Source organism: Pantoea sp. SIMBA_079, assembly GCF_046940275.1.
GTDB lineage: Bacteria > Pseudomonadota > Gammaproteobacteria > Enterobacterales > Enterobacteriaceae > Pantoea > Pantoea borealis.
The window spans coordinates 547144-563581 of record NZ_JAWRYR010000001.1 but is presented as its reverse complement, the minus strand read 5'-3'; the positions used below and the strand labels follow the sequence as shown (position 1 = coordinate 563581).

The 16438-nt window shown below is 54.0% G+C and carries 16 protein-coding genes; 10 read left to right on the top strand and 6 right to left on the bottom strand.

What is annotated here, in order from left to right; translation table 11 throughout:
- Positions 1 to 21 precede the first annotated feature (21 nt).
- From SB719_RS02760 to SB719_RS02740, 5 genes are all read left to right on the top strand, one after another.
- On the top strand, positions 22 to 1299 hold the full coding sequence (locus tag SB719_RS02760) for a YeaH/YhbH family protein (RefSeq protein WP_292971194.1): 1278 nt from the start codon (positions 22 to 24) through the stop codon (positions 1297 to 1299).
- A gap of 227 nt (positions 1300 to 1526) precedes the next feature.
- Complete coding sequence (locus tag SB719_RS02755; protein ID WP_065649160.1) at positions 1527 to 3254, top strand: potassium/proton antiporter; 1728 nt, start codon at positions 1527 to 1529, stop codon at positions 3252 to 3254.
- Positions 3255 to 3330: 76 nt separating this feature from the next.
- Complete coding sequence (locus tag SB719_RS02750) at positions 3331 to 3564, top strand: DUF1480 family protein (protein WP_065649159.1); 234 nt, start codon at positions 3331 to 3333, stop codon at positions 3562 to 3564.
- Between the two features lie 377 nt (positions 3565 to 3941).
- On the top strand, positions 3942 to 5408 hold the full coding sequence (wbaP, locus tag SB719_RS02745; protein ID WP_304232879.1) for an undecaprenyl-phosphate galactose phosphotransferase WbaP: 1467 nt from the start codon (positions 3942 to 3944) through the stop codon (positions 5406 to 5408).
- Positions 5409 to 5529: 121 nt separating this feature from the next.
- Positions 5530 to 6723 carry a multidrug effflux MFS transporter gene (locus SB719_RS02740; protein ID WP_065649157.1) on the top strand — a complete coding sequence of 398 codons (1194 nt, stop codon included), beginning with the start codon at positions 5530 to 5532 and terminating at the stop codon, positions 6721 to 6723.
- Here SB719_RS02740 and dadX read toward each other — a convergent pair.
- Both dadX and SB719_RS02730 read right to left on the bottom strand, forming a co-directional pair.
- A complete protein-coding gene (dadX, locus tag SB719_RS02735) occupies positions 6716 to 7786 on the bottom strand; it encodes a catabolic alanine racemase DadX (RefSeq protein WP_304232873.1) in 1071 nt (356 codons plus the stop codon). The genes SB719_RS02740 and dadX overlap by 8 nt on opposite strands.
- Before the next feature lie 21 nt (positions 7787 to 7807).
- On the bottom strand, positions 7808 to 9109 hold the full coding sequence (locus tag SB719_RS02730; RefSeq protein ID WP_293005980.1) for a D-amino acid dehydrogenase: 1302 nt from the start codon (positions 9107 to 9109) through the stop codon (positions 7808 to 7810).
- A 487-nt stretch (positions 9110 to 9596) separates the two neighbouring features.
- On the opposite strand from SB719_RS02730, the gene SB719_RS02725 reads away from it, so the two are divergent.
- Positions 9597 to 11132: a SpoVR family protein gene (locus SB719_RS02725; protein ID WP_065649154.1), complete on the top strand. Its 1536-nt coding sequence runs from the start codon at positions 9597 to 9599 to the stop codon at positions 11130 to 11132.
- Positions 11133 to 11167: 35 nt separating this feature from the next.
- On the opposite strand, the gene fadR is transcribed toward SB719_RS02725, so the two are convergent.
- Positions 11168 to 11887, bottom strand: a complete 720-nt coding sequence (gene fadR / locus SB719_RS02720; RefSeq protein ID WP_292971181.1) for a fatty acid metabolism transcriptional regulator FadR — start codon at positions 11885 to 11887, stop codon at positions 11168 to 11170.
- A 284-nt stretch (positions 11888 to 12171) separates the two neighbouring features.
- Here fadR and dsbB point away from each other — a divergent pair, with 284 nt between their 5' ends.
- Positions 12172 to 12702, top strand: coding sequence for a disulfide bond formation protein DsbB (gene dsbB / locus SB719_RS02715; protein ID WP_065649152.1), 531 nt, complete (start codon positions 12172 to 12174; stop codon positions 12700 to 12702).
- An 11-nt stretch (positions 12703 to 12713) separates the two neighbouring features.
- Here dsbB and SB719_RS02710 read toward each other — a convergent pair whose 3' ends face one another.
- From SB719_RS02710 to SB719_RS02700, 3 genes are all read right to left on the bottom strand, one after another.
- On the bottom strand, positions 12714 to 13160 hold the full coding sequence (locus tag SB719_RS02710; RefSeq protein ID WP_039384718.1) for a YcgN family cysteine cluster protein: 447 nt from the start codon (positions 13158 to 13160) through the stop codon (positions 12714 to 12716).
- 65 nt (positions 13161 to 13225) lie between these two features.
- On the bottom strand, positions 13226 to 13885 hold the full coding sequence (locus SB719_RS02705) for a fumarylacetoacetate hydrolase family protein (RefSeq protein WP_065649151.1): 660 nt from the start codon (positions 13883 to 13885) through the stop codon (positions 13226 to 13228).
- Positions 13886 to 14148: 263 nt separating this feature from the next.
- On the bottom strand, positions 14149 to 14424 hold the full coding sequence (locus SB719_RS02700) for a YcgL domain-containing protein (RefSeq protein ID WP_065649150.1): 276 nt from the start codon (positions 14422 to 14424) through the stop codon (positions 14149 to 14151).
- A 154-nt stretch (positions 14425 to 14578) separates the two neighbouring features.
- Here SB719_RS02700 and minC point away from each other — a divergent pair, with 154 nt between their 5' ends.
- The 3 genes from minC to minE are packed head-to-tail and all read left to right on the top strand — an operon-like array spanning position 14579 to position 16405.
- The gene (minC, locus tag SB719_RS02695) at positions 14579 to 15286 is read left to right on the top strand and encodes a septum site-determining protein MinC (protein WP_065649149.1); all 708 of its coding nucleotides are present in this window, start codon (positions 14579 to 14581) and stop codon (positions 15284 to 15286) included.
- Positions 15287 to 15319: 33 nt separating this feature from the next.
- The gene (gene minD / locus SB719_RS02690) at positions 15320 to 16132 is read left to right on the top strand and encodes a septum site-determining protein MinD (protein ID WP_065649148.1); all 813 of its coding nucleotides are present in this window, start codon (positions 15320 to 15322) and stop codon (positions 16130 to 16132) included.
- A 3-nt stretch (positions 16133 to 16135) separates the two neighbouring features.
- Complete coding sequence (gene minE / locus SB719_RS02685; RefSeq protein WP_039384731.1) at positions 16136 to 16405, top strand: cell division topological specificity factor MinE; 270 nt, start codon at positions 16136 to 16138, stop codon at positions 16403 to 16405.
- Positions 16406 to 16438 lie beyond the last annotated feature (33 nt).

Here is a 16438-nt window from a genome sequence, read left to right as displayed (position 1 = left end):
CACTGCAGTTGAGGGGAAACCATGGCCTATTTTATCGATCGGCGTCTGAACGGTAAAAACAAGAGTGCGGTCAACCGGCAGCGCTTTCTGCGCCGTTATAAGTCGCAAATCAAGCAGTCGATTTCCGAGGCCATCAACAAGCGTTCGGTTACCGACACAGAGAGTGGTGAGTCGGTGTCGATTCCCATTGATGACATCAATGAACCTGTTTTTCATCAGGGCCGCGGCGGCAGCCGCCACCGTGTTCATCCCGGCAACGATCACTTTGTACAGAATGACCGTGTAGAGCGGCCTCAGGGCGGTGCAGGCGGCAGCGGCAGCGGTCAGGGCAACGCCAGTCAGGATGGTGAAGGTCAGGATGAATTTGTCTTTCAGATATCGAAAGATGAATATCTCGATTTGCTGTTTGAAGACCTGGCGCTGCCGAATCTGCGCAAAAATCAGCACCGTCAGCTCAATGAGTTTAAAACGCATCGCGCCGGCTTTACCTCAAACGGCGTCCCGGCCAACATCAGCGTAGTCCGTTCACTGCAAAACTCGCTTGCCCGGCGTACGGCCATGACAGCAGGCAAGCGCCGCATGCTGCATGAGCTGGAAGCGGCGCTGCATGAGGTTGAAACCAGTGAACCTGCACAGCTGCTTGAAGAAGAGAGGCTGCGGCAGGAGATTGCTGACCTGCGGGCGCGTATTGAACGGGTGCCGTTTATCGACACCTTTGATCTGCGCTATAAAAACTTTGAAAAGCGTCCTGAACCCTCGAGTCAGGCAGTGATGTTCTGCCTTATGGATGTGTCCGGCTCTATGGATCAGGCCACGAAAGATATGGCTAAACGGTTTTATATTCTGCTTTATCTGTTTCTGAGCCGCACATATAAAAACGTTGAAGTGGTCTATATCCGTCATCACACGCAGGCTAAAGAGGTAGATGAACAGGAGTTTTTCTACTCGCAGGAAACCGGCGGCACCATTGTTTCCAGCGCGCTGAAACTGATGGATGAGGTGGTTAAAGAGCGCTACGACCCGTCACAGTGGAATATCTACGCAGCGCAGGCGTCGGACGGGGATAACTGGGCAGATGATTCGCCTCTGTGCCACGAGATTCTGGCGAAACATATTCTGCCGGTTGTACGCTATTACAGCTATATCGAGATCACCCGGCGCGCGCATCAGACGCTGTGGCGGGAATATGAACATCTGCAGGCCATGTTTGACAATTTTGCGATTCAGCATATTCGTGAGCCTGAAGATATTTATCCGGTATTCCGGGAGCTTTTCCACAAACAGGCTGCTGAGGCCTGAATCACAAGCCGGTCACTGACCGGCTTTTTTATGTCTGATTACGACTTCTTTAACCGCTAAACGCCCCGCTGGTTGCAGGATTTTCCAGTTTAATGTCATCATAGCTCGTATAAACAAAAAACAGGAAATTAAGCGCTGACAAGCCGTTGATAAGGCATTATCTTTTGCACTTATTGGTACGAATTGTTCGTGCCTGTCGGTTTTGGCCCGGTTGCAGGAGAATACTATTGAATACCAGCATGATTTACAGTCTTTTTATCATTGGTTCCGTGCTGGTTGCTGCAAGCATTTTACTGAGCTCGTTTTCCTCACGTCTTGGCATTCCCATTCTGGTGATCTTCCTTGCGCTCGGTATGCTGACCGGTGTGGATGGCATTGGCGGCATCGCTTTTGATAACTATCCGGTGGCCTACCTGGTCTCCAACCTTGCCCTGGCGGTGATTCTGCTGGATGGCGGTATGCGCACTAAAGCCAGCTCGCTGAAAGTTGCGCTCGGCCCGGCGCTGTCGCTGGCAACGATAGGCGTCATGATCACCGCCGGCCTGACCGGTTTAATCGCAGCCTGGCTTTTTAAGCTCGATATGATGCAGGGATTTTTGATTGGCGCCATCATCGGCTCAACGGACGCCGCAGCGGTTTTTTCCCTGCTGGGCGATAAAGGCCTTAATGAACGCGTCAGTTCTACGCTGGAGATTGAATCAGGCAGCAACGACCCGATGGCAGTGTTTCTGACCATCACGCTGATTGATATGATCCAGCAGGGTCAGAGCGGCCTTAGCTGGATGTTTGTGGTACATCTGGTGCAGCAGTTTGGTCTGGGCATTGTCTTTGGCCTCGGCGGCGGCTGGGCGCTGCAGCAGCTGGTTAACCGCATCAGTCTGGCGCAGGGGCTTTATCCGCTGCTGGCGCTTAGCGGTGGCATTATTGTGTTCGCTCTGACCACGGTAATGGAGGGCAGCGGGATCCTCGCGGTCTACTTGTGTGGCTTTTTACTGGGCAACAGCCCTATTCGCAACCGCCACGGTATTCTGCAAACGTTTGATGGCATGGCATGGCTTAGTCAAATCGGCATGTTTATTGTGCTGGGGCTGCTGGTGACGCCCTCCGATTTGTGGCATATCGCTCTGCCGGCCATGATCCTCTCGCTCTGGCTGATTCTGGTCGCCCGCCCGCTTTCGGTGCTGGTCGGGTTGCTGCCTTTTAAAGGGTTTACCGGACGTGAGCGTATTTTTATCAGCTGGGTTGGCCTGCGCGGCGCCGTGCCAATTATTCTGGCCGTGTTTCCGATGATGGCAGGGCTGGAGAACGCCAGACTCTATTTTAATATCGCTTTCTTTGTAGTGCTGGTCTCACTGATGCTGCAGGGAACATCGCTGGGTTACGCAGCAAAACGTGCCAGAGTGGTCGTGCCGCCGCTGGCTTCTCCTGTCAGCCGTATCGGACTTGATATCCATCCGGAAAACCCGTGGGAGCAGTTTATTTACCAGCTGAATGCTGATAAATGGTGTGTAGGTGCCGCGCTGCGCGATCTCAAAATGCCGCGAGAAACGCGCATTGCAGCGCTTTTCCGTGACAACACATTGATGCATCCCAGCGGCGCTACCCGGTTGAAAGAGGGCGATGTGCTGTGCGTGATAGGCCGGGAGCGTGATTTACCGGCGCTGGGCAAAATGTTCAGCCAGACGCCGCCTGTCGCACTTGACCAGCGCTTTTTTGGCGATTTTATTCTCGACGCCGATGCGCGCCTGCGGGATGTGGCGCAGATTTATGGTCTGGAACTGGATAATGAAACAAACGATCAGCAGTCGCTGGGCCAGCTGGTCATGAGCCTGCTCGGCAGCACGCCGGTGGTCGGCGATCAGGTGGAGTGGAAGCAGCTGACGTGGACCGTGGCGGAAAAAGAGGATAACAAAATCATGAAAATCGGCGTACGGGTCAGCGAAGAGCGAGAATAATCCGAGGTTTTAGGGCACCTGAAGCGGTCAGCAGCGACTATGATTTTAGTTATCAGTCAGCAAACGGGAGCAAAAAATGGGAACGGTAGTTAAAATTGGTCGCTATGAAATTGTTGATGCGGAGATGGGAGGTGATAAACCGGATACCGTTTCAATCCCCTGCCAGACCAACCCGGGCCTGAGCTATCAGCTTGATGGCTGGGATCAGGAGACCAGCGTGCCGGCGTGGATCGATGGCGAGCCGGTGGATTTAAAAATTGGTCACTATGACAAAGAACAGGATCGCTGGGTACTTACCCGCCCTGCCTGATATCACCGCACCGTCATACCCCTGCGTATGGCGGTGATTCCTAAAAGTTGCCGAAAAAAAACGCTGTTTTTGCCCGTTTTTTCATCACCAACTGAGTGTTTTCAATAACATAACTGATAGTCCCTCCGCTCAATAATTTCCTTTTAAGAGTAATTCCATATTAACTCTGTCAGATTCCTCTTGCATACTCGTAAACGTTGCTGCTGTTTTCGTGACCTATATCACGTCTTATCCGGCCCTTGCCGTGCAGCGCTTAAGAGATCACCAATGATTATTGTGTTGATAGCAAAGGTTATTTTGCAAGTCAGCCGGTAGCCCTGAGCGCGTACTTGATTCTGGTCAGGCCATCTTTTACTTAAGAAAAGAGAGCGGGTGTTATGGCAAGTACAATTGTAATGAATGACGCAAGCCGTTCGTGGAGCGGCCTGCGAAAAAACCTCATTGCTAAAGTCGCATTAAGTCTGTCCGATCTTATCGCACTTAATCTGGCGCTGTTTTTATCGGCGGCCACCGTCCAGGGCATCTGGGGAGAGCTGGACAGCTTTATTCCGCCGCAGCAGATTGAGTACCGGTTTATTGCGCAGCTTGGCCTCTCGGTACTTTGCACCGCCTGGTTCTGGGTCCGGATGCGACACTACACCTACCGCAAACCTTTCTGGTTTGAGCTAAAAGAGATTATCAGGACGCTGTTTGTATTTTCACTGCTGGATTTAGCGCTGATTGCCTTTTCCAAATGGGATTTCTCACGCATGGTCTGGGTATTCAGCTGGAGCTGGGCACTGCTGCTGCTGCCGCTGATGCGTGCCCTGGTAAAACGGGCAATCAGCCGTGCAGGACAGTGGCAGAAAGAGACCATTATTATTGGCTCAGGCAAAAATGCGCTGGAAGCCTATGCCGCGCTGCAGAGCGAAGAGATTCTGGGCTATAACGTGCAGGCGTTTATCTCACTGGATGATGAAAACAATCCGGCCAAACTCAATGGCGTGCCGGTTATCACCCGTAAAGACATCAACTGGCAGACCATGGATCGCGATAACACGCAGTTTATCGTGGCGACCGAATATGAACAGCAGGCCGTACGCGATCACTGGCTGAAGTTTCTCTCCAAAATGAAATGCCGCTCTATCTCAGTGATCCCGACGCTGCGGGGCGTACCGCTTTACGGTACCGATATGTCTTTTATCTTCAGCCATGAAGTGATGATTCTGCGCGTCAGCAATAATCTGGCCAAGCGCTCATCGCGTTTCCTGAAACGCACCTTTGATATTGTGGTGGCCTCACTGCTGCTGCTGTTTCTTTCTCCGGTATTTGGTCTGCTCTGCTGGATGGTAAAACGCGATGGCGGCAAGGCTATTTATGGTCACGAGCGCGTCGGCCAGGATGGAGCAAAGTTCAAATGCCTGAAGTTTCGCTCCATGGTAACAAATTCTCAGGACGTCCTGCAGGCGCTGCTGGCAACCAGCGAGGAGGCGCGGGCAGAATGGGATCGTGACTTCAAGCTGAAAAACGATCCGCGTGTTACCCGCATCGGCGGCTTCCTGCGCAAAACCAGCCTTGATGAGCTTCCGCAGCTCTGGAACGTGATCCGCGGAGAGATGAGCCTGGTCGGACCGCGTCCGGTTATCGAAGCTGAACTGGAACGCTATGCCGGTGACGTTGACTACTACCTGATGGCCAAACCTGGTATGACCGGTTTGTGGCAGGTAAGCGGCCGTAATGATATCGATTATGACACCCGCGTCTATTTTGATTCCTGGTATGTAAAAAACTGGGCGCTGTGGACTGATATTGCCATTCTGTTTAAAACCGCGGGCGTAGTACTGCGTCGCGACGGCGCCTACTGACCGCTGTCTGTGCGATGCCTGCCGTCCGGCGGCAGGCATCGCCTTTTCACTTTAGCGCTTTCTTTTTACCCGCAGAGTCATTACCCTTCTCGCCTGTTTAACAGGACGTTTCTGGTTCCTCATGCAAAAATTTACGCTTCTTCTGCTGAGCCTGGTGCTGCTGGCTCCGCTGGGTATTGATCTCTACCTGCCTGTTCTGCCGCAGATTGCCGAAGGCCTTAACGCCCCGGTCAGCCTGATCCAGCTTACCATCCCGCTGTTCCTGCTGATTATGGGCATCGGTCAGCTGGTGACCGGCCCACTGGTGGACAATTTTGGCCGCAAGCCCGTGGCGCTGATCGGCCTGTTGCTTTACATCGCAGGCAGCGCCGTGGCCGCTACCGCCACGCTCTGGCCGGTGTTTTTCCTCGCACGTGTTATTCAGGGCTGCGGCGTCTGCTGCAGCGCGGTAGTGGCATTCAGCGGCGTACGCGATCGCCTGAGCGGCGATGAGGCGGCACGTGCTTACGGTTTCCTTAATGGTGCGCTGAACATTGTACCGGCGCTGGCGCCGCTGCTGGGCGGCCTTCTGGCAGAAGCCTATGGCTGGCGTGCACCCTTCTGGTTCCTGTGCAGCTATGCGCTGGCGATCGGCCTGCTGGTGATAGTGGCCTTACCGGAAACCCGGCCGGCAGATACCCTGCGCGTGAAAGGGCTTCCGCTGGCACAATATGGCGCAATTCTGCGCCAGCCGCGCTTTCTTGCGTTTGCGTTTGCCAATGCAGGCGCTCTGGGTATGGTGCTGACCTACGTCTCTCTGGCACCGCATGTGCTGATGACCGAAGGTGGCCTGACGCCGCTGCAGTTTTCGTTTGCTTTTGGTGCCAACGGCTTCTGGATCATGGTTGTCAGCGCCTTCGTGAATAAAACAATCCGCAAAGCGGGCCGGCCATTTTGTCTGGCTATGGGTTTTATCACGATGCTGCTGGGAGCAATACTGCTGCTGGCGGGCGTTCACCTTCTGCCTGCTGAATGGCAGTATCACTGGGCGCTCTATATGATCCCGGTAGCGGTGTCAGTTGCAGGCCTCGCCTTTACCGTTGGCCCGGCTACCAGCTATGCGCTGGAACCCTATCAGCAGCAGGCGGGCGTAGCCTCGGCGCTACAGGGGTTTATTCAGATGGCGGGAGGCGCTGGCGGCAGCATGGCAATCGTGGCTCTGCCGATTGCGGAAAAATCGTCACTGGCCCTGATGATGCTGACGGGGGCAGCGCTGGCACTCACTGCCTGGCGCTGCAGTCGTAAGATACGCGGCAGCGTAACCGCGCTTAAATAACCTCAACCGGCACGCGCGGGGCGAGCGCGCACATCAGCTCATACCCTACCGTGCCGGCCGCTGCTGCGACCTCATCAATCTTCACGTCATTACCCCACAGCTCAACGGCGGTACCAATACCCGCCTGCGGACAGGGTTCAAGATCGATCATCATCATATCCATCGACACCGTTCCCAGCGTGCGGGTGCGCACGCCGCCCACGGATATGGGCGTGCCGGTAGGAGCATGGCGCGGATAACCATCAGCATAACCACAGGCAACAACGCCAATCCGCTGAGGTCCGCTGGCCCGGTAGCGATAGCCATAGCCGACGCCATCGCCCGCTGTCAGCTGCTGCACGCCGATAATTTCACTGCTCAGCGTCATAACCGGCTGCAGCCCGGTACCGGCGATATCCTGCCAGCGACCGCTGGGCGAAGCGCCATACAGAATGATCCCCGGACGCACCCAGTCATGATGCGTGAGCGGATGCCACAGCGTGGCGGCGGAGTTGGCGAGCGAACGCGGACAGCTCAGGCCTTCAGCCGCCTGTTCAATGCGCTGCAGTGGCTCTGCTATCCCCTCCGGATTATCGGCATCAGCGAAATGTGCCATCAGCGTGATTTCACCTACCCCCGGCAGCGCGCGCAGTTTTTGCCAGGCGTTATGCACCTGTTCAGGGCGAAAACCGAGCCGGTTCATACCGCTGTTCATTTTCAGATACACATCCACGGGGGCGGAGAGCTGTGCGGTCGCCAGAGCGTTAATTTGCCAGTTACTGTGCACGCTGGTGGTCAGCCGGTAGCGATCGATAAGCTTCAGATCGTCGGCGTGAAAAAACCCCTCCAGCAGCAGAATAGGTTTTTTCCATCCCTGCTCGCGCAGCAGAATAGCCTCTTCAATGTTGAGTAACGCAAAACCGTCGGTGCTCTCCAGCGACTGCCAGACGCGGGCAATCCCGTGCCCGTAAGCGTTGGCTTTGACCACTGACCATACGTGTGACTGCGGCGCTGCCCGACGCACCACAGACAGGTTATGACGCAGCGCCTGTCGGTTAACCGACGCGCGCACAGGACGTGACATAGTGTTAACTCTCCGTGAGTGTTAGCGTGCGATATCCGCGCGGCGTAAAGGCGATGCGTGCGAGGCAAAACCCGGCAGATAGCGCAATACAGAGAGATCGTCTGCGGCAATCGCGGGTTTCTGACCCGATACAATATCAGCCAGTAGCTGACCGGAACCACAGGCCATGGTCCATCCCAGCGTACCGTGTCCGGTATTAAGATAGAGATTGGTCAGCGGGGTACGACCCACAATCGGCGTACCGTCTGGCGTCATCGGACGCAGCCCCGTCCAGAAAGAGGCTTGTTCGATAAATCCGCCTTCAGGATAGAGATCGCGCACGACCATCTCCAGCGTTTCCCGTCGTGCCGGCAACAGTTTGGTGTTAAAACCGACAATTTCTGCCATGCCGCCTACCCGGATACGGTTATCAAAGCGGGTCACCGCCACTTTATACGTTTCATCCAGAATAGTGGAGCGCGGCGCGGCGTCAGCCTCTTTTACCGGAATAGTCAGCGAATACCCTTTGAGCGGGTAAACCGGGATCGCGAGGATATCTTTCAGCAGCGCGGTCGAATAGGAGCCAAATGCCACTACGTAAGCATCTGCTTTGATCACTTCATCACCGCACTTCACACCATAGATGCGGTTACCTTCCCGCAGCAGCTGATCGACCGGCGTATTAAAGCGAAACGTGACGCCTGCCGCCATCGCCATTTCTGCCAGGCGTTGAGTAAAGAGTTGGCAATCGCCGGTTTCATCATTAGGCAACCGCAGGCCACCGGTCAGCTTGTGCGCGGTGGCGGCCAGCGCCGGCTCGGCACGCTGCAGCTCATGAGCCTGCAGCAGCTCATAAGGCACGCCTGCCTCTTTCAGCACGGCAATATCTTTGCTGGCGCTGTCGAACTGCTGCTGCGTACGAAACAGCTGCAGGGTTCCGCCCTGCCGCTCTTCATAGGCAATGCCGGTTTCAGCGCGCAGCGTTTTCAGGCAGTCGCGGCTGTATTCAGCAATACGCACCATACGGGCTTTGTTTTCCTGATAGTGGCGCATATCGCAATTGCGCAGCATCTGCCACATCCACTCAAGCTGGAACCGGCTGCCGTCCGGCCGCATCGCCAGCGGCGCATGGCGCTGAAACATCCATTTAATCGCCTTTAACGGCACGCCCGGCGCGGCCCAGGGCGCCGCATAGCCAGGAGAGATCTGACCGGCGTTGCCGGCACTGGTTTCCAGCGCGGCGGCAGGCTGACGATCGATGACGGTGACCTCATGTCCGGCCTGCGCCAGATACCAGGCGCTTGCCACTCCCACCACCCCACTTCCCAGAATCACGACACGCATAGGCCCCTCGAGACAAAAGCATAATTAACTGGTATGAGCACCTGAGTCAGAATAATCAGGCTGCTCTGTTTATCTTAGATTTTACCCGGCTATTTCACATCTTTTTTAACATTCTGCACACTTAAATCCTTTCCGATGACAAAGATCAGAGTTTTACCGCTTCTGATGCGCTAACCGGAGCGCTTTGTCAGAAAAAAATCAGGGCTTTTTCCCTTTTTCAGCAGAATCACCCACTGCTGTCTGCGGACTATTTTTTTAGTTTATTATTCTGCCATTTAATTTGCAGCCGGATTAATATCTTAGGTCGCGATGGGATTGCGCTATCCGGATGATTTTCTGCCAAAAAAATCGTTTGAGTTACGTTATCGGATGCGAGACAGTGAACTATCCTTGATCTGTTCGCTCAGTTTTTGGGCGCTCTTTCTCAGGACGAAGCCTTCACCCGTGTGGCAGGGTCTTCCTGCCGCCTGCAAAACAGAGGTGCGCTATGACGACAATGTTTGACGAGCCAACCCGTAGCAGTAAACGACTCAGTGACGGGCCCGACTGGACATTTGAGCTGCTTGATGTCTACCTGGCTGAAATTGACCGCGTAGCGAAAAGCTACGGTCTTGATACCTATCCGCATCAGATTGAAGTCATCACATCCGAGCAGATGATGGATGCCTACTCCAGCGTAGGAATGCCCATTAATTATGCTCACTGGTCTTTCGGTAAAAAGTTTATCGAAACCGAGCAGCGCTATAAGCATGGGCAACAGGGGCTCGCTTATGAGATCGTCATCAATTCTAACCCCTGTATCGCCTATCTGATGGAAGAGAATACAATGACCATGCAGGCGCTGGTCATGGCTCATGCCTGCTACGGACACAACTCTTTCTTCAAAAATAACTATCTGTTCCGCAGCTGGACCGATGCGAGTTCGATCGTCGATTACCTGCTGTTTGCCCGTAACTATATTGCCGACTGCGAGGAGCGCTTTGGCGTCGAAGAGGTTGAGCGTCTGGTGGACTCCTGCCACGCCTTAATGAACTACGGCGTTGACCGCTACAAGCGCCCGCAAAAAATTTCACTGCAGGAAGAGAAAGCGCGGCAAAAGAGTCGCGAAGAGTATCTGCAGAGCCAGGTAAATACGCTATGGCGTACGCTGCCGCGTAAAGAGAAAGAGGCGTCACACGTTGAAGCGGCGCGCTATCCCTCTGAGCCGCAGGAAAATCTGCTCTACTTCATGGAAAAAAATGCCCCCTTGCTGGAGCCCTGGCAGCGTGAAGTGCTGCGCATCGTGCGTAAAGTAAGCCAGTATTTCTATCCGCAGAAACAGACGCAGGTAATGAACGAAGGCTGGGCAACCTTCTGGCACTATACGATCCTCAATCATCTCTATGATGAGGGCAAAGTATCAGAACGTTTTATGATGGAGTTTTTGCACAGCCACACCAACGTTATCTATCAGCCACCTTATAACAGCCAGTGGTATAACGGCATCAACCCTTATGCACTGGGCTTTGCTATGTTCCAGGACATCAAACGCATCTGCCAGTCGCCAACAGAAGAAGATCGCCACTGGTTCCCCGATATCGCTGGCTCGGACTGGCTTAAAACGCTGCATTTTGCGATGCGCGAGTTTAAAGATGAGAGTTTTATCAGCCAGTTCCTGTCGCCAAAAGTGATGCGCGATTTCCGCCTGTTCACTGTTATGGATGACGATCGTAATAACTACCTGGAAATTGCGGCGATTCATGATGAGGCGGGCTATCGCGCGATTCGCCAGCAGCTGTCTGCCCAGTATAACCTCAGCAATCTGGAGCCCAACATTCAGGTCTACAACGTAGATTTGCGCGGTGACCGGTCGCTAACGCTGCGCTATGTTCCTCAGCAGCGTGCGCCGCTGGATAAAAGCCGGCGCGATGTGCTGAAACATGTTCACCGGCTTTGGGGATTTGATATTCATCTTGAACAGCAGAATGAAGATGGCAGCATAGAGTTGCTCGACCGCTGTCCGCCGCGGGCGCCCGGACTCTGAGCATGAAAAAACCGGACTGAATAGTCCGGTTTTTTTTAGCGCTTGCTGCCGAGATCGTCTGGCAGGTTTTTCTGCATACTGTGCCAGATCTCTCCGCTGCGGCGGCCATATACCCGCACGCACTCAACGACCTGTTCCTGCGTCGGCTGCTGCGTACACATATCTGCCAGCTGCTGATAAAAACGGTGCGCCAGTTCACGCGCTTCAGGGTTAGAAAAATAGTGGCGTCCGACCCGCGTATAGAGCCCTTTCAGTCCGTTGAGGATCAGACCATAGATCGGGTTACCGGAAGCAAACGCCAGACCACGGAATACCCGATAATCGAGTTCAGCATAGGCATCCGCCTGATCCTGCTCATGCAGCGCACTCTCCAGCACTTCGCGGGCTTTTTCCGGATGGTGACGCAGCGCACGGCTGATAAAAATAGACGCGATATTGCTGCGTACCGACAGCAGATTATCAATCAGCTGCGGCACGCTGTCGTGATCGAGCCGGGCCAGCGTCTCAAGGATATTAAGCCCGGACGTTTCCCAGAAATCATTTACACGCGTTGGCTTGCCATGCTGAATGGTCAGCCAGCCATCACGAGCAAGACGCTGCAGCACTTCGCGCAGGGTGGTACGGGTAACGCCAATCAGCTCAGACAATTCACGTTCAGCAGGCAGGATCGACCCGGGGGGGAAACGGCTGTTCCAGATACTCTCAATTATGTACTCTTCTGCGAATCCTGCAGGGCTCTGCGCCTTGATAACCATAGCGTTACGTTCTCATTGCGTTCTTTATCGTCATTACACTCATCATACCAGAGGGGCTATAGCGGAAATAGTCTGCAGGTGGATTAAAAGCATGGCCTGGCGCAAATTTCAGCATGCGGCTGAATGCTTTCACCTGCCCTGTGCCGCACAAACGGCTGACGGGGGAAACAATCTGCTGCGTAAACGATCTGCGTCATTTTTATCGCTGAATTCCGGATTGCAGGCTGGCAGCGTCGGGCTTTTGGTTTACACTGCCAGGCACTGATAGCTAAGGAAAATCCACTATGTTGCGATATCTGAATCTCTGCTCGCGCGGGCGTGGCGCCTGGCTGCTGCTGGCATTCACCGCGCTGGCACTGGAGCTGGTGGCGCTGTTCTTCCAGCATGGGATGGGGCTTAAGCCCTGCGTGATGTGTATCTATGAGCGATGCGCCCTGTTTGGCGTAATGGCAGCAGGGGTAGTGGGTGCGATTGCGCCGCAAACTCCGCTGCGCTGGGCCAGTCTTGCCATCTGGATTTACAGTGCCGCTGAGGGCCTGCGCTTATCCTGGGAGCACACCATGCTGCAGCTGCACCCCAACCCGTTTGTCACCTGCGACTTTGCCGCACGCTTTCCGGCATGGCTGCCACTGGACAAATGGCTGCCTGCAGTGTTTGTTGCCAGTGGCGACTGCGCTGAGCGTGGCTGGACATTTCTTGGCTGGAGCATGCCGCAGTGGATGATCGCCATTTTTGCCGCCTACCTGCTGGTGGCCATGGTCGTGCTCGTGGCTCAGCTCTTCAGGCCGCGTCCGCGCAACCTGTTTGGCCGCTGACGGACGGAGAATCAGCCATTGCGATCGGGACGGTCGATAATGTGATCTTCCCAGTCGCGTACTTCACTCTCCCGTACAGCGATGTAGCGCACAGAGATCCGCTGGGCATGCATCGCTTTTTTTGATCCTGCCAGCAGCGGATGCCAGGCAGGCAGCGCTTTGCCTTCACCAAGCAGCCGGTAGGCGCAGGTGCGCGGCAGCCAGTTAAACGTTGTAAGGTTTTCACGCGTGAGCTTGATACAATCTTCTTCATATTCAAACCGGCGTTCATAATTACGGCACTGGCAGGTTTTAATATTCAGCTGGTTGCAGGCGACATTAGTAAAATAGATTTCATCAGTGTCTGCGTCCTGCAGCTTATTCAGACAGCACTGTCCGCAGCCGTCACACAGCGATTCCCACTCAGCGTCGTCCATTTGTTCCAGACGTTTGGTCTGCCAGAAAGGTTGGTCACTCATCATTGCGGTCCGGGTTGTTCAGCAAAACCGCACCTTATAAAGGTTAAGATGCGGTGATGCAAGTATTACAGCACGCGCGTGCTGATACCGTGACCCGCCAGCGATATCTCAAGTTTGTCACCTGAACGCAGCGGACCCACGCCCTCTGGCGTGCCGGTCAGGATCACATCGCCTGCGCGCAGCGTAAAAAACTGGCTCATATAGGCGATAAGCGGCTTGATTTTATGGATCATGTCAGACGTGGAGCCGTGCTGACGCACCTCCCCGTTCACTACCAGCTTCAGTTCACTGTTTTGCGGATCGCCCGTGTAGTCATTGACCGGAATAAAACCGGAAAGCGGGCAGGCATTATCAAACCCTTTCGCGCGCTCCCACGGCTGGCCCGCTTTTTTAAAGCTTGCCTGCAGGTCGCGCAGCGTAAGGTCCAGCGCTACCCCATAACCCGCAATCGCTTTCGCTACATGCTCTTCGCTTGCCTGCTTTAGCGTCGCGCCAATCAGGACGGCGAGTTCTACCTCATGATGCACATCACCCAGCGCGGCAGGAATAGAGAGCGGCTGCCGCAAATCGCATAAGGCTGTCTCAGGTTTAATGAACAGGACCGGCTCGTCCGGGGTTGCGCTGCCCATCTCTTTAATATGTTTTGCATAATTACTGCCTACGCACACCACTTTGCTGACCGGAAAATCCAGCAGAGCACCCTGCCAGTTACGATGCTGATACATATTTTTCACCTGCCTGAGTTATGTTTGCACTCTGCCAGCATGGCAGAGGCTCTGTGAGTAGCGGCCGGAACGGGGCGCCAGTGATAATAATATTAACGGTTATCGCGACAGGTGTAACAGAAATTGTCAAAAGAGATTTATCTTTCTTACGATGGCGGGCAAACAAATATTAATTGCCCATGACAAAACCGGACATGGGCAATTAATTAATCACTGAACACTGAATATATTTACAGGCTATATTTTTTACAGATGAATCTGAATTAAACTTCTTTACCCTGCTCAAGATGGACGTTGAGCAAACTTTCTACAGGTGGGGGGATCTGCAAATAATAACCCTGCTCACGCAGTCCCTGCTTTACCTTTTCAATGTCTGCGTTGGCCAGCCTCTCACGCTTGTCCAGCGACAGCACCATCGCCAACTGTGGCTTGCCAAACCCTTTAAGCAGCGCTTCCGGCACGCGGGAAAAATCGTCCTTTTTTTCTACATAAAGATAAGTCTGGTCTCGTTGCGGGCTTCTATAGATCACACAAAACATATTTTTTACTCGAATTAACTGTTAGCGTCACTTGCCTGAATATTACAGTAACTATAACATGCTTGCAGAACTTCGAATATTGACCCGGGGATGTTAATGGCGATTTTATCGACGTTCATTTTCAGGTCAAAAAAACAGGACTGAGCCAGGACAGATGCCGCAATCGCCAATCGAATTCAAGGGAAGCAGTTTTACCCTGTCAGTTGTTCATCTGCACCATTCACAACCCGATGTGATTCGTCAGGCGCTGCAGGAGAAAATCGATCAGGCGCCGGCGTTTTTACAGAACGCACCGGTTGTCCTGAACATCTCAGCGCTCTCCGGGGATATTAACTGGAAGCAGATGCAGCAGGCGATCAGCGCGACCGGACTGCGTATTGTTGGCGTTAGCGGTTGCAAAGATGACGCCCAGAAAAAAATGGTGGCCCGCGCGGGTTTACCGGTGCTGTCTGAAGGTAAAGAGAATCGCAAAACGGCTGAAGCACCGCCTGCAGAAGAGGTTGCTGCACCTGCGGTTGTTACCGAGAGCATTAACAAAACGCGCGTGGTGAATACACCAGTGCGTTCCGGTCAGCAGATTTATGCCCGTAACGCCGATCTGATTGTCACCAGCAGCGTCAGCGCCGGGGCAGAACTGGTGGCCGATGGCAATATTCACATATACGGCATGATGCGCGGTCGGGCGCTGGCAGGTGCCAGCGGCGATCGCGACTGCCAGATTTTTTGTACTCACCTTGCCGCTGAGCTGGTCTCAATTGCCGGTGAGTACTGGATCATGGATCAGATTCCGGCGGAATTTTTTGGTAAAGCGGCGCGCCTCTGTCTGAAAGAGGGCGCGCTTACCATCCAGACACTTAATTAGGCCCCTTTTCTTTCGTTAAGGAAATCAACATTTATGGCACGCATTATTGTAGTAACATCGGGCAAAGGGGGCGTTGGCAAGACCACGTCAAGCGCGGCCATCGCGACAGGGTTAGCGCAAAAGGGCAAAAAAACCGTTGTTATCGACTTTGATATCGGTCTGCGTAATCTCGATTTGATTATGGGCTGTGAACGTCGCGTCGTGTACGACTTTGTTAACGTTATTCAGGGCGATGCGACCCTGAATCAGGCGCTGATCCGCGATAAACGCACCGAGCAGCTCTATATCCTGCCGGCCTCGCAGACGCGTGATAAAGATGCTCTGACGCGCGAAGGCGTCGAGAAAGTGCTGAACGATTTAGCCGCTATGGAGTTCGATTTTATCGTCTGTGACTCCCCGGCCGGCATCGAAACCGGCGCGCTGATGGCGCTCTATTTCGCGGATGAAGCGATCATCACAACCAACCCGGAAGTCTCATCCGTACGTGACTCTGACCGCATTCTGGGCATTATCTCCTCTAAATCCCGCCGGGCTGAAAACAGCCAGGATCCGGTCAAAGAGCATCTGCTGCTGACCCGCTACAATCCGGGCCGTGTCACCCGTGGCGATATGCTGAGCATGGAAGATGTGCTGGAAATCCTGCGTATTCCGCTGGTGGGTGTTATCCCGGAAGATCAGTCTGTGCTGCGCGCCTCAAACCAGGGCGAACCGGTGATCCTCGACACCAATTCTGACGCCGGTAAAGCTTATGCTGATACCGTAGAACGCCTGCTTGGCGAAGAACGCCCCTTCCGCTTTATTGAAGAAGAGAAGAAGGGTTTCCTGAAACGCCTGTTCGGGGGATAACCAATGGCCTTACTCGATTTCTTTTTATCCCGTAAAAAGAGCACAGCCAATATAGCCAAGGAGCGGCTGCAGATTATCGTCGCTGAACGCAGGAGGGGCGACAGTGAGCCCCACTATTTGCCTCAGCTTAAACGCGATATCCTGGAAGTGATCTGCAAGTATGTCAAAATCGATCCCGATATGGTGACCGTACAGCTCGATCAGAAAGGCGACGATATTTCGATTCTGGAGCTGAACGTGACGCTGCCGGAAACGGAAGACGCCCCGAAATGAGTGGAGCAGATCGCAGCGTTTCCCCTGCGTAGT